General features: G+C 68.1%; 12 protein-coding genes and 2 pseudogenes. 7 read left to right on the top strand and 7 right to left on the bottom strand.

What is annotated here, in order from left to right; genetic code table 11:
- Positions 1-390 precede the first annotated feature (390 nt).
- Positions 391-1,428, top strand: coding sequence for a LacI family DNA-binding transcriptional regulator (locus NI18_RS09010; protein ID WP_037529578.1), 1,038 nt, complete (start codon positions 391-393; stop codon positions 1,426-1,428).
- Positions 1,425-2,917 (top strand): annotated as a pseudogene (locus tag NI18_RS09005) (MFS transporter). The gene NI18_RS09010 and the pseudogene NI18_RS09005 overlap by 4 nt, the downstream one beginning before the upstream one ends.
- A gap of 36 nt (positions 2,918-2,953) precedes the next feature.
- Here the strand turns inward: NI18_RS09005 and NI18_RS09000 are convergent.
- The 3 genes from NI18_RS09000 to NI18_RS08990 are packed head-to-tail and all read right to left on the bottom strand — an operon-like array spanning position 2,954 to position 4,624.
- The gene (locus tag NI18_RS09000; protein WP_037529576.1) at positions 2,954-3,526 is read right to left on the bottom strand and encodes a DUF1190 domain-containing protein; all 573 of its coding nucleotides are present in this window, start codon (positions 3,524-3,526) and stop codon (positions 2,954-2,956) included.
- 11 nt (positions 3,527-3,537) lie between these two features.
- Complete coding sequence (locus NI18_RS08995; RefSeq protein WP_037529575.1) at positions 3,538-3,951, bottom strand: DUF350 domain-containing protein; 414 nt, start codon at positions 3,949-3,951, stop codon at positions 3,538-3,540.
- 31 nt (positions 3,952-3,982) lie between these two features.
- A complete protein-coding gene (locus tag NI18_RS08990; RefSeq protein WP_037529569.1) occupies positions 3,983-4,624 on the bottom strand; it encodes a DUF2491 family protein in 642 nt (213 codons plus the stop codon).
- Between the two features lie 125 nt (positions 4,625-4,749).
- Here NI18_RS08990 and NI18_RS08985 point away from each other — a divergent pair, with 125 nt between their 5' ends.
- Genes NI18_RS08985 through NI18_RS08970 form a run of 4 tightly spaced genes read left to right on the top strand, consistent with a single transcriptional unit; the run spans position 4,750 to position 7,680 of the window.
- Positions 4,750-5,184: a YjfI family protein gene (locus NI18_RS08985; RefSeq protein WP_037529567.1), complete on the top strand. Its 435-nt coding sequence runs from the start codon at positions 4,750-4,752 to the stop codon at positions 5,182-5,184.
- Between the two features lie 27 nt (positions 5,185-5,211).
- Positions 5,212-5,961 (top strand): PspA/IM30 family protein, encoded by a 750-nt coding sequence (locus tag NI18_RS08980; RefSeq protein WP_037529566.1) that lies wholly within the window; start codon positions 5,212-5,214, stop codon positions 5,959-5,961.
- Positions 5,961-7,148: a glutathionylspermidine synthase family protein gene (locus NI18_RS08975; protein WP_037529563.1), complete on the top strand. Its 1,188-nt coding sequence runs from the start codon at positions 5,961-5,963 to the stop codon at positions 7,146-7,148. Before NI18_RS08980 ends, NI18_RS08975 begins: the two co-directional genes overlap by 1 nt.
- The gene (locus NI18_RS08970; protein WP_037529560.1) at positions 7,141-7,680 is read left to right on the top strand and encodes an ankyrin repeat domain-containing protein; all 540 of its coding nucleotides are present in this window, start codon (positions 7,141-7,143) and stop codon (positions 7,678-7,680) included. The genes NI18_RS08975 and NI18_RS08970 overlap by 8 nt, the downstream gene beginning before the upstream one ends.
- A gap of 74 nt (positions 7,681-7,754) precedes the next feature.
- On the opposite strand, the gene NI18_RS08965 is transcribed toward NI18_RS08970, so the two are convergent.
- The 3 genes from NI18_RS08965 to NI18_RS08955 are packed head-to-tail and all read right to left on the bottom strand — an operon-like array spanning position 7,755 to position 10,729.
- Positions 7,755-8,783, bottom strand: coding sequence for a rhodanese-related sulfurtransferase (locus NI18_RS08965; RefSeq protein WP_084215125.1), 1,029 nt, complete (start codon positions 8,781-8,783; stop codon positions 7,755-7,757).
- A 38-nt stretch (positions 8,784-8,821) separates the two neighbouring features.
- Positions 8,822-9,541, bottom strand: a complete 720-nt coding sequence (locus tag NI18_RS08960; RefSeq protein ID WP_128082161.1) for a PAS domain-containing protein — start codon at positions 9,539-9,541, stop codon at positions 8,822-8,824.
- A 30-nt stretch (positions 9,542-9,571) separates the two neighbouring features.
- Entirely contained in the window at positions 9,572-10,729 is a 1,158-nt protein-coding gene (locus tag NI18_RS08955) for a saccharopine dehydrogenase NADP-binding domain-containing protein (RefSeq protein WP_037529554.1), read from the bottom strand.
- A 101-nt stretch (positions 10,730-10,830) separates the two neighbouring features.
- Here NI18_RS08955 and NI18_RS08950 point away from each other — a divergent pair, with 101 nt between their 5' ends.
- Complete coding sequence (locus NI18_RS08950) at positions 10,831-11,181, top strand: TfoX/Sxy family protein (RefSeq protein WP_037529552.1); 351 nt, start codon at positions 10,831-10,833, stop codon at positions 11,179-11,181.
- On the opposite strand, the pseudogene NI18_RS08945 reads toward NI18_RS08950, so the two are convergent.
- Positions 11,178-11,953 (bottom strand): annotated as a pseudogene (locus NI18_RS08945) (ATP-binding cassette domain-containing protein); the annotation flags it as partial. The gene NI18_RS08950 and the pseudogene NI18_RS08945 sit on opposite strands and share 4 nt — an antisense overlap.

Here is an 11,953-nt window from a genome sequence, read left to right as displayed (position 1 = left end):
GGGAGGTTGTCGGCGGAGGCCGGGGCGGGATCGGTCGCGACCTGCGCGTCGGCGACCGACGCGGTGAGGAGCGCCACGCGAGCGCGGTGCCGCTGGCCGATAGGGTGAAAAGGTGATGCGCGGCAGATGCCGGGAAACGCTTGGACGTCGTCATGTTCAACTCCCCTGAAAGCCCCGCTGCATCTTTCGCGCCGTGGGCCGTGTGTGGCGTTCCAATGGAATTCCGCCTCACGAAAGCCAATCAATCGACATACGTATTCAGTGCGGCCGTTCCGGCCGTGTTGCCGATTTGCCACGGATCGCGGGGGCCAATGCGTTGACGTTGCGGGCAAACTGGAGTGATGATTGCGACGGCGACGCCGTCCGAGCGCCCCCGAGAGGATCCCTGTCTTGAGTGCCCAGCGCAAATCCACGTCGTTCGACATCGCGCAGGCCGCGGGCGTATCGCAGCCGACCGTGTCGCGCGCGCTGCGCGGCAGCCCGACGGTCAGCCCGGCGACGCGGCAGCGGATCGAGGCGATCGCCAAGCAGCTCAACTATACCGTCGACCGCAGTGCCTCAAACCTGCGCAGCGGCAAGACGCGGACGATCGCGCTGCTGCTGTTCCGCGATCCGACGCCCGACGAGACCGAGGTCAATCCGTTCTTCCTCGGCATGCTGGGCGCGATGATGGGGGCGTGTGCCGATCACGGCTATGACCTGCTCGTCTCGTTCCAGAATTTCTCGTCCGACTGGCATACCGATTATGAAGACAGCCACCGCGCCGACGGGCTGATCCTGCTCGGCTATGGCGATTATGCGGATTATCGCGCGCGGCTCGACCATCTCGTGGCGCAGGGGACGCATTTCATCCGCTGGGGATCGGTGCGGCACGACCAGCCCGGGCTGACCGTCGGTTGCGACAATGTCGCGGGCGGTGCGGAGGCGACGCGGCACCTGATCGCGCAGGGGCGGAGGCGGATCGCGTTCCTGGGGGATGCGACCGATCATTATCCGGAATTCTACGACCGCCACCGCGGCTATCTCGCGGCGCTCGAGGAACATGGCCTGGATGCCGATCCGCGCTTGCAGGTCGATGCGATCACCACCGAGGAGGACGGCACGCGCGCGGCGCAGGCGTTGCTCGCGCGCGGGGTCGCGTTCGATGCGATCGTCGCGGCGAGCGACCTGATCGCGCTGTCGGCGATGCGGGTGCTGGCGGGGGCGGGGCGGATCGTGCCCGACGACGTCGCGATCGTCGGCTTCGACGACATTCCTGCCGCCAGCCTCGCCAACCCGCCGCTGACGACGGTGGCGCAGGACACCGTGCTGGGCGGTCGGCGGCTGGTCGAGATGCTGCTCGCGCGGATCGACGATCGCCCGGTGACGAGCATCGTGCTGCCGACGCAACTGGTCGTACGGCGCTCGTCGGGCGAGGCCGCGGCGTGACGCGCGAGAAGCCGCGTCAGGGTTTCTGGGGTCTGTGGAACATCTCGTTCGGGTTCTTCGGGATCCAGATCGGTTTCGCCCTCCAGAACGCGAATGTCAGCCGGATCTTCCAGTCGCTCGGCACCAGTGTCGACGATCTTGCCTTTCTGTGGATCGCCGCGCCGCTGACCGGGCTGCTCGTCCAGCCGGTGATCGGGCATTACAGCGACCGGACCTGGGGGCGGCTCGGGCGCGGCGACCCTATTTTCTGGGCGGTGCGGTGCTGGCGACGATCGCGTTGCTGGGGATGCCGAACGCGCCCGTTTTGTGGGTCGCGGCGGCGCTGCTGTGGATGCTCGACGGATCGCTCAACGTCGCGATGGAGCCGTTCCGTGCGTTCGTCGGCGACATGCTGGGCAGCCGGCAGCGGACCGCGGGCTATGCGTTCCAGACCGGCTTCATCGGCGCGGGCGCGGTGATCGGCAGCCTCGCGCCGCTGATCCTGACCGACGTCTTCCACGTCGCCAATACCGCGGCGGGCGGCGGGATCCCGCCATCGGTGCGCTATGGCTTCTATCTCGGTGCGGCGGCCTTGTTCTGCGCGGTGCTGTGGACGGTGCTGACGACGAAGGAATATTCGCCCGACGAGATGGCCGCGTTCGAGCATGTTGGCGGCGCGGTCGAGGCGGGGCCGGCGATAGCGGCACCGGTCGGATCGGGCGCGCGGCTGGCGCCGGTGTGGATCGCGCTGGGGGCGATCGTGATCGCGGCGGTGGCGCGGTTCGGGCTCGACAAGCCGGTCTATCTGCTCGGCGCCGGGCTGATCGCGTTCGGTATCGCACTGCTGGTCAGCGCCGCGCTCGTCCGGTCGGGTAGAGAGTCCAATGTTCTCAGCCAGATCGTCGGCGATCTTGCGACCATGCCGCAGACGATGAAGCGGCTCGCGCTCGTCCAGTTCTTCACCTGGTCGGCGCTGTTCATCATGTGGATCTACACCACGCCGATCGTCACGCAGCGCGCGTTCGGGACGACCGACACGGCGAGTGCGGCGTATAATGACGGCGCGAACTGGGTCGGGGTGCTGTTCGCGGTGTATAACGGCGTGGCGACGGTGTGGGCGTTCGTGATGCCGTGGCTCGCGGGGCGGATCGGGCGGCGCAATGCGCATATCCTCGGCCTGCTGAGCGGGGCGGCGGGGTTCGGGTCGTTCCTGCTCCTGCGCGATCCGCATGCGCTGATCGGGTCGATGGTGCTGATCGGGATCGCCTGGTCGTCGATTCTGACGATGCCCTATGCAATGCTGTCCAACGCGCTGCCGCAGGCCAAGCTGGGCGTTTACATGGGGCTGTTCAACATCTTCATCGTGCTGCCGCAGCTGATCGTGTCGTCGGTGATGGGGCAGGTGATGCGGACGGTGTTCCCGGGCGATCCGGTCTGGGCGATGCTGATCGCGGCGGGGGTGATGGGCGTCGCGGCGCTGGCGATGCTGCGGGTGCCGCGGGACGCCTGAGATACTGCCCTCCCCCTGGCGGGGGAGGATCAGGGGTCAGCCGCCGAAGCCGCCGCGGCCGCCAAAGCCGCCGCCGAACCCGCCGCGCGAGATCACCGAGCTGCGGGTCTGGACCCGCGCGGGAGCACGCGCCGTGGTAGGCGTAAAGGCGTCCGAGCCGACGCGGGTGCGGCCGGTGACGTAATCGCGGCTGATGCGGCCGCCGGCGCCGCCATAATAATTGCCCTGACGATCGCGGTACATCGGTGCGCCGCGATAGCCATAGCCGCCGTTGAGCGCCTGGCCGATGATGAACCCGGTCAGCAACGGCGTGAAGAAGCTGCCGCCGCTGCCATTGTTGCGCGGTTCGCACTGCGCGGCACCGAACTGCTCCTCGCAGGTCTGCTTGTCCTCGAACCGTGGTGCGGTCTTGGCGGCGTCGGTCTTGGCCTGTTCATAGGCGGTGTCGCACTGCGCGGCGGGGATCGCCCCCGCCGAGCGGCATTCGGCGACCGAGGCATAGCTCTGCGCGTCGACGGGCTTGCCGCCGACATCGCCGTCGCAGGCGGTCAGCGAGATGCCCGAGCCCGCGATCAGGCCGGTGAGGACGATCGAGCTGGAACGCTTCATGTCTTTGCCTCTCAGTTCGTCATGCAGGCGGCATTGAGGATGCCGACGCAGAGCGAGATGCTGCCCATATAGGTGGCGGCGGCGATATCGCCCCGCACGATCCGGTCGTGAATGTCGCGCATCACGAGGCGGCGGACGACGAGCGCGGCGACGATCTGGATCACGCCTGCGAGCACCGCCCACACCGCGAACTCGACCAGCGTGACGGTGTGCGTCAGCGCGGAGGCGAGCGGGAGGACATAGCCGAGCAGCGCCGCGCCCAGCGTGATCGCCGCGGCGGTATTGCCGTCGCGGATCAGCGCCATCTCGTTATAGGGCGTGGTCGCCTGGAAGATGATCTTGAACGCGATGGTGAAGAGCCCGGCCGCGACGAACGCGATCAGGAAGGCCGCCGCGCTGGCGCCGAAGCTGTAATAGTCGATCATCTGAATCCCCCGGAACGCTGATGCGACGATGCTAGGCGCGGAACTCGCCGAGTTCCAGTGCGACGCCGAGCATGATCTCGAACGAGACCTCGCCCGCCTCATTCTCCTGGTCGATCGCGAGCAGCAGTTCGCGTCCGTCGTCGCCCGGCAGGTCGCGGCCGAACAGCATGCAGGTCTGGAAGATGCGGCGGTCGACGATGCCGTCGCGGTCGTCGTGGAGATCCTCCCAGAAGGTCACCGGCTCCTGTTCGCTCGCCTCGGGGCCGAACCAGACGCGGTCATAGTCGGGGAGCCCCTCGGCGGTGAAGCTGCGCGCCTCGAGCCGCGACTTCCACGCCGGGCGTTCGGCGGCGGAGGAGGGGTAGGCGCTGTCCCAGGGCGCGAAGATCGTGACGTCGGTGACGTCCTGCCCGGCGCGATCGTTCGAGACCGCCTGGAACATGATGTCGTCATCGGTGTAGAAGCGGTGGACGAACCCGCCCTCGTTGAGGTCGACGAGACCCTGCGCGACGATCACCAGCGTGTCGCGGTCGAACGGGAACAGCAGCTCCGACCCGAAGCGGCGCCAGGCGAGAGGATCCACGGTCACCGTGCGGCCGAGCGTGACGTTGCGGATGACGGGAAGTCCGGAGCCTTCAAGCGGTTGCTTGCGGCCGAACAGGCGATCGAACATGCAATCCTCACGTTATGGTTCGGCCTGTGCATAGGCGAAAGCGGCGATGCTCGCAAAGCGCCATTGGCGCGCCCTTCGCCGACGCCTATGTGTGCGGGCACGCGACAAGCACGGGAGTTCTTGCATTGACCGACATCTGGACCGTCCGCAGCCTGAAGGCCGCGCTCGATACGTCCGAGCCTGCGAAAACGGGGGAGTTGAGCGTCCGTATCGTCGAGGGGGCCGATCCGATCCTGCTCGTCACGATGCACGAGCATGGTGACCTCGAACTGTTCGTCAATGTCAGCGAGGCGCAGATCTCGGCCTCGACCCTGCTCTGGCCGTGCGACGAGCAGGAGGACCAGGCGGCGTTCAACGCGTTCCTGCTGAAGACGCAGAAGCTGGTGCCGCTGTCGAACTTCGGGATCGGCAGCGTCGAGGGGCGCGATTATTATGAACTGTTCGGCGAACTCGCGACGTCGAGCCGGCTCGACACGATACTGATCGAGCTGCGCACGCTGGCCGAGAACGCGATCGATGCGGCCACCGACCTGCGCAACGCGCAGATCCCCGCCGCCTGACCCAAAGCATCATACGGAGAGACTGGCATGGCCATCTGGAGCAAGATTTTCACCCTCGGCCGGGCGGGCGCGCATGAAGCCGGCGCGGCGGTCGTCGACGCGAACGCCCTGCGGATCCTCGACCAGGAGATCCGCGACGCGGACAAGGCACAAGGCAAGGCGCGCGACGACCTGGCCGGGCTGGTCGCCCGCCGTCGCATCCTCGAGACCGAGGTCGAGAGCTTCCGCGCGCAGGCCGCGAAATACGAGGCCTCGGCGCGGATCGCGGTCGAGAAGGGCAATATGGACCTTGCACGGCAGGTCGCACAGCGTATCGCCGATCTCGAACAGGACATCGCGCTGAAGAGCCCGCAGGTCGAGGACATGCGCGCCGCCGAGGAGCAGATCCACACCGCGGTCGCGCAGACCGACCGCAAGATCGAGCAGCTCCGCCGCGAGGTCGAGGTCGTCAAGGTCAACGAGTCGGTGCAGAAGGCGCAGGCGACCGTCGCATCGGGCAGCATCGGCGCGGGCAACAAGCTGGGCTCCGCGGCGGACAGCCTTGCGCGGATCCGCGAGCGGCAGGCGATCCGCGGCGAGCGGATCAAGGCGGCTGGCGAGCTGGAGGATCGGCGCACCGGCGCGGATCTCGACGAGAAGCTGCGCCAGGCGGGGATCCTGCCGGGTCAGTCGTCCGCGGACGACGTGCTCGCCCGGCTGACCGCGCCCAAGACCGACCAGCTCGGGCAGACGCTGCGGCTCGAGCAGCGCGACGACAGCAAGACGCAGGACAACTGATGCGCCGGATCGCGGTCGACCCGCGCGGCGACTGGCGCGAACGGGCCGACGCGATCGGGTTCGTCTATCACGGCACGGCGGTCGGCGACGCGATCGAACCCTATTGGGACGAGAGCGCCGCCTATGTCTTCACGCTGGCGGAGATCGAGGAGGATCTCGAACCCGCGGCCGAACAGATGAACGCGATGTGTCTCGAGCTGGTCGACGAGGTGGTGCGCGACCAGCAGCTGATGGAACGGCTCGCGATCCCGCGCGAGCAGTGGAACTATGTCGCGGAGACGTGGCGGACGCGCCAGCCGTCGCTCTATGGCCGGTTCGACTTCGCCTATGACGGGAAGGGGCCGGCCAAGCTCTACGAATATAATGCCGACACGCCGACATCGGTGTTCGAATGCGCGACGTTCCAGTGGATGTGGCTGGAGGACCTGCTCGCGAGCGGGGCGATGCCGGCGGGGACCGACCAGTTCAACAGCCTGTTCGACAAGCTGCGCGAACGCTTCCGCGCGCTGTTCCCGAGCGGTGGCTTCGTCCATTTCGCAGCGGACGCGACCGCGATCGAGGACCGGCAGACGGTGCGGGTCTTCGAGGATCTGGCGAGCCAGGTCGGGATCGAGCCCAAGTTCGTCGAGATGAAGGATATCGGCCTCGCCGCCGATGGCCGGTTCGTCGACCCCGAGGGCTTCGAGGTGCAGGCGGCGTTCAAGCTCTATCCGTGGGAGTTCATGCTGCGCGAACCCTATGCGCCGAACCTGTCGCGCGCGGACGTGCGCTGGATCGAGCCGGCGTGGAAATCGATCCTGTCGAACAAGGGCATCCTGCCGCTGCTGTGGGAGCGGCATCCCGGGCATCCGAACCTGCTGCCGGCGTATTTCGACGGCGATCCGGCGGCGACAATCCTGGGGCCGCGCCATGTCCGCAAGCCGCTGTTCTCGCGCGAGGGCGCCAATGTCGAGATCGTCGGCGGGGAGGGCGGCACGCCCGCCATTCTCGACCAGGGCTATGGTGCCGAAGGGGCGATCCTCCAGGCCTATGCGCCGCCGCCGGTGTTCGACGGGCGGCATCCGGTGATCGGTGCGTGGATCGTCGGCAACGAAGCCGCGGGGATCGGCGTTCGGGAGGATGAGACGGTGGTGACGCGCAACATGGCGCGCTTCGTCCCGCATATCATCGAGGCGAATAATGACTGACGTACGCGAACTGCCCCCGCTGCCGCCGATCGAGCGGCTGGTCGAACTGATGTTCGATGCCGCGCGGATGGGGCGGGACGAGATGATCCCGGCGCTGTTGCAGGCCGGGGTCGATATCGAGGTGACCGACGCGCGGGGGTACACGCCGCTCGTGCTGGCGAGCTACAATGCGCAGGAATCGACGACGCAGCTGCTGCTTGATGCGGGCGCGCGGGTCGATGGCGATCCGGCGAGCACCGCCAATACTGCGCTGATGGGGGTGTGCTTCAAGGGCTATACGCCGATCGCGCGGATGCTGATCGCGGCGGGGGCGGACGTGAACCGGCGCAACGGCGTCGGGCAGACCGCGCTGATGATGGCGGCGTTGTTCAATCAGGGGGCGATCATCGACCTGCTGATCGAGCAGGGTGCGGATACGGCGGTAGTCGATGCGGCGGGGAACAGTGTGGCGTCGCTGGCGATGTCGCAGGGGAATGCGGCGCTGGCGGCGCGGTTTGCCGAGGGTTCGCACGCGTTGGGATCCGCCGCCTGAACCTCGTCATCCTGACGAAAGTCAGGATCCAGAGTAACGGGCGGCACCTTTGTGGCTCTGGATCCTGACTTTCGTCAGGATGACGGAGAAGGGGTGTCGCGGTCGTCATCCGCGTGCGTCTGCGGGAGGACAGCGCCGACATGCGTCTGGCCGCGGGCTTCGGCGAGGCGCATCTGGCGTTCGCGTTCGGCATAGCCGGCGCGCTGGGTCGCGTCGCGGGCGTCGTGGCAGGCGGGGCAGCTGATGCCCTCAACGTAGAGCGGCGAGGCGCGGTCGGCGGGGCTGACGGGCATGCGGCAGGCATGGCACAGGCCGTGGGTACCGGGGGCGAGGCCGTGGCCGACCGCGACGCGCTGATCGAAGACGAAGCATTCGCCTTCCCAAAGGCTCTCCGCCTCGGGCACGGTTTCGAGATATTTGAGGATGCCGCCCTTCAGGTGATAGACCTCGTCTAACCCTTCCGCTTTCAGGAACGCGGTCGACTTCTCGCAGCGGATCCCGCCGGTGCAGAACATCGCGATCTTCGGCGGCGGGCCGTCGCCGACGAGTTGGTCGCGGTGCTCGCGGAACCAGGCGGGGAAGTCGCGGAAGCTGCGCGTCTTCGGGTCGATCGCGCCTGCAAAGCTGCCGACCGCGACCTCATAATCGTTGCGCGTGTCGATGACGATCGTGTCCGGGTCGGCGATCAGCGCGTTCCAGTCGCCGGGCTCGACATAGCGGCCGACATCGCCGAGCGGGTCGATATCGGGTTCACCCATCGTCACGATCTCGCGCTTCAGCCGGACCTTCATGCGGTGGAACGGCATCGTCCCGGCGCGCGAATCCTTGACGTCGAGCGCGGCACAGCCGGGCAGCGCGCGGATGTGCGCGAGGACGGTGTCGATCGCCGCGTCGGTCCCCGCGATCGTGCCGTTGATCCCCTCGGCTGCGAGCAGCAGCGTGCCCTTCACGCCTTGCGCACAGCACAGCGCGGCGAGCGGCGGCTTGATCGCGGCAATGTCGGCAAAGGGCGTGAAGCGATAGAGCGCGGCGACGCGGACCGGTCCGAGGGACTCGGGATGGCTCGCCAGAGGATCGGCGGCGGGTAAGGGGTCGGCAGGCATGGGCAGGACGGTCCGGATCGAAGATGGCGCCGCCGCTGTTACGCCAAGTCGGAGTAGGTGGCGAGCAGGGTTTCGGTCCTGGCGAGGCCCGTGGCGGTGAGCTGGATCACGCCCGCGCTGCAGTCGGGGCGTTCGACCAGGCCCTTTTCGGCGAGCGCGCCGATCCAGCGGTGCGTGCGCGGCAGATCGAGCAGCGACAGTGCGCCCAGCGTCGCCGCATCGATCACCCGACCCTCGGCCTCGGCGAGATAGATCTGCACCAGCACGAGCCAGGCATGGTCGCCGAACAGGTCGTCGCCCAGCTGTTCGCGTCGTCGGTGCAGGCTTCGGTCGACCTTCAGCGCGACCTGCCAGAGCCGTTCGGGCATGACGACGTCGGGCACCGCGGTGAGCGCCTTGGCTTGCGGAAGGTAGAGCGTGCCGACGAGCCGGCCGGCCTCGAGCCCGCGGTCGAGCCGCGAGACATGGACGTCGACCCACACCGCGGCACCGCCGGGCTGGAGATAGCGCTTGCGGATGCAGACCGGGCCCGCGCCGGGGGCGAGCATGGTGACCCGATCGATGTTGCGGACGCGGTCGTCCGGGTGGGTGACGTCGGCATAGGACCGCCCGACGAGTTCGCTAAGCGGCCGTTGCAGCAGGTCCTCGACGGTCTGGTCCATCGTCAGTAGCAGACCGTTCGGGTCCGACAGGGAATGGCCGACGAGCATCGAGGCGAGGGTCCTTTGTAATCCCCCGTTCAGATAGGGCGCGATCACCCTTATATCAAATGTTTACGCCGTGATCGCTCAGCTGGCGACGAAGGTCAGCCCGGCATGCGCGATAAGCCGGTCGCGCAGTTTGGCGCCCATCAGCGCGCCCGGCGTCCAGATGCCGCCATCGCCCGCGACATCGCGGACGAGGCAGATCGCCGCCTCCGCGATCATCTTGCTGGTCGATCCATAGCCGGGGTCGCGGTCGCCCGTCACGACTGTGTCGATGCGGCCGCCATCGGGCATGATCCCTGCGAACAGCAGGTCGTAATGGCCTTCATCGCGTTCGGCCTTGGAGGGGCCTTCGCCGGGCTTCGGGCCCTTGTCGCCGGCGAACGGATTGAACTTCGCGATCGCTTCGGCCGCGGCCTTGCCCATGTCGCCGAGTCCCGCGACCATCATCTCGTCATAGACGAAGTCCGCGCCATAGGCCTCGCCGAGCAGGAAATTCGTGCGGTGGACGTTCTTGGTGTTGATCGGCGCCATCACGAACGGCGCGACCCAGGTCTGGAGCGTCGAGTCATATTCGGGGAGCAGCCCGGTCGGCTGATGCGGCCCGGTGAAGCCGGGGGTGAGTGCGAACGGGCTGGTCAGCAGCTTGACGATACCGGGATCGCGCGCGGCGGCGGCAAGCGTCGCCTTGAGGCTGGCCGCGGTGCCGCCGGAGAAGGTGCCCTTCATCGTCCGGACGCGGCCCTTCACACGTGGCGCAGGACTGCCGTAGCGCGCCCTGGCCGCCTCCTGGAGCGTGAGGACGCCGAGATCGAACGGGATGCTGTCGAAGCCGCAGGAGAAGACGATCCGGGCGCCGGTGCGCGTGGCCTCCCCCTCGTGCGCGTCGATCATGTGGCGCATCCAGGCGGGCTCGCCGCACAGGTCGACATAGGCGGTGCCCGATGCCGCGCAGGCGGCGACGAGGTCGGAGCCGTAGAGCTGGTAGGGCCCGACGGTCGTGATCACGACGGTGGCGCGCTCGACCATTGCGCGCAGGCTTGCCGGATCGTCCGAGTCGGCGGTGATGAGCGGCGTGTCCGCGGGCGCGCCGATCAGGTCGCGAACCTCCTCGAGCTTGGCGCGCGATCGCCCGGCCATCGCCCAGGTCAGGCCGGTAGGATAGGTCTGGACCAGATATTCGGCGACCAGCCGGCCGGTGAAGCCGGTCGCGCCATAGATGACGATGTCGAAGTCGCGCATGTCCATCTCCCGTTTTGCCGCAAGTCTGCCCCGACCGACGCCGCCTCGCAAGCGAAACGCCGCGTCTCGTCAAGGCGGGGCGGATCTGTCAGGATCGGGCAATGGCCTCCGACCCGAGCATCGTCGCGTTCATCGTCGAGCAGATCGCCGCGGCGGGCGAGGTCGCCGCGCGGCCGATGTTCGGCGAATATGGCGTCTATTGCGACGGGCGGATGGTGGCGCTGATCTGCGACGACCGGCTGTTCCTCAAGCCGACCCCGGGCGGGCGCGCGTTCGCGGGCAGCGACGGCGCGGCGATCGAGGAGGCATCGCCCTATCCGGGGGCGAAACCCTGTCTGGTGATCGACGCGGATCGCTGGGACGATGCCGACTGGATGGCCGAGATCGTCCGGATCTCGGCCGCCGAGCTGCCGCTGCCCAAGCCCAGGCGGGCGAAATCGCCGAAGGGCTAGGCCGCGTCGTTGAACTGCAGGCTCGCGAGCCGTGCATAGAGGCCGCTGTTGGTCATCAGCGCCCCGTGCGAGCCCTCCTCGACGATTTGACCGTCGTTCATCACGATGATCCGTTCGGCGGCGCGGACCGTCGCGAGGCGGTGCGCGATGACGAGCGTGGTGCGGTTCGCCATGAGCCGTTCGAGCGCCTCCTGGACGAGCCGTTCGCTCTCCGCGTCGAGCGCGCTGGTCGCCTCGTCGAGCAGCAGGATCGGCGCGTCGCGGAGCAGCGCGCGCGCGATCGTCACGCGCTGGCGCTGGCCGCCCGACAGCCGCGCGCCGCCTTCGCCGAGGAAGGTGTCGAGTCCTTCGGGCAGCTTGCGGAGAAATTCGGCGGCGTTGGCGGCCTCGGCGGCGGCCCAGAGCTGGTCTCGGTCGCGGTCCAGTCGCCATAGCGGAGATTGTCCCGCGCCGACGCACCGAAGATCACGGTTTCCTGTGGCACCATCGCGATCCGGGCGCGGACCGCGGCGGGATCGGCGTCGCGCAGGTCGACGCCGTCGAGCGTCACGCGACCCGCATCGGGATCGTAGAAGCGCTGGACGAGCTGGAACAGCGTGGTCTTGCCCGCGCCCGAGGGGCCGACGACCGCGACCGTCTCGCCCGGTTTGATGTCGAGCGAGAAGCCGTTGAGCGCCGCGACGTCGCGGCGGGTGGGGTAATGGAACCGGACGCCCTCGAAGGCGAGTGCACCGCGCGACGGCTGCGGCAGCGCGACGGGCGTGGCGGGCGG

Source organism: Sphingomonas sp. Ant20 (assembly GCF_000783375.1).
Classification (GTDB): domain Bacteria; phylum Pseudomonadota; class Alphaproteobacteria; order Sphingomonadales; family Sphingomonadaceae; genus Sphingomonas; species Sphingomonas aerolata.
The sequence above is the reverse complement of the archived record's forward strand: the minus strand, read 5'-3'. Positions and strand labels throughout refer to the sequence as shown.

Coding starts and splice junctions, on each gene's coding strand:
- NI18_RS08980 (WP_037529566.1), top strand. CDS start 5,212: ATGGCCATCTGGAGCAAGATTTTCACCCTCGGCCGGGCGGGCGCGCAT.
- NI18_RS08995 (WP_037529575.1), bottom strand. CDS start 3,951: ATGATCGACTATTACAGCTTCGGCGCCAGCGCGGCGGCCTTCCTGATC.
- NI18_RS08975 (WP_037529563.1), top strand. CDS start 5,961: ATGCGCCGGATCGCGGTCGACCCGCGCGGCGACTGGCGCGAACGGGCC.
- NI18_RS08970 (WP_037529560.1), top strand. CDS start 7,141: ATGACTGACGTACGCGAACTGCCCCCGCTGCCGCCGATCGAGCGGCTG.
- NI18_RS08950 (WP_037529552.1), top strand. CDS start 10,831: ATGGCCTCCGACCCGAGCATCGTCGCGTTCATCGTCGAGCAGATCGCC.
- NI18_RS09000 (WP_037529576.1), bottom strand. CDS start 3,526: ATGAAGCGTTCCAGCTCGATCGTCCTCACCGGCCTGATCGCGGGCTCG.
- NI18_RS08990 (WP_037529569.1), bottom strand. CDS start 4,624: ATGTTCGATCGCCTGTTCGGCCGCAAGCAACCGCTTGAAGGCTCCGGA.
- NI18_RS08965 (WP_084215125.1), bottom strand. CDS start 8,783: ATGCCTGCCGACCCCTTACCCGCCGCCGATCCTCTGGCGAGCCATCCC.
- NI18_RS08955 (WP_037529554.1), bottom strand. CDS start 10,729: ATGCGCGACTTCGACATCGTCATCTATGGCGCGACCGGCTTCACCGGC.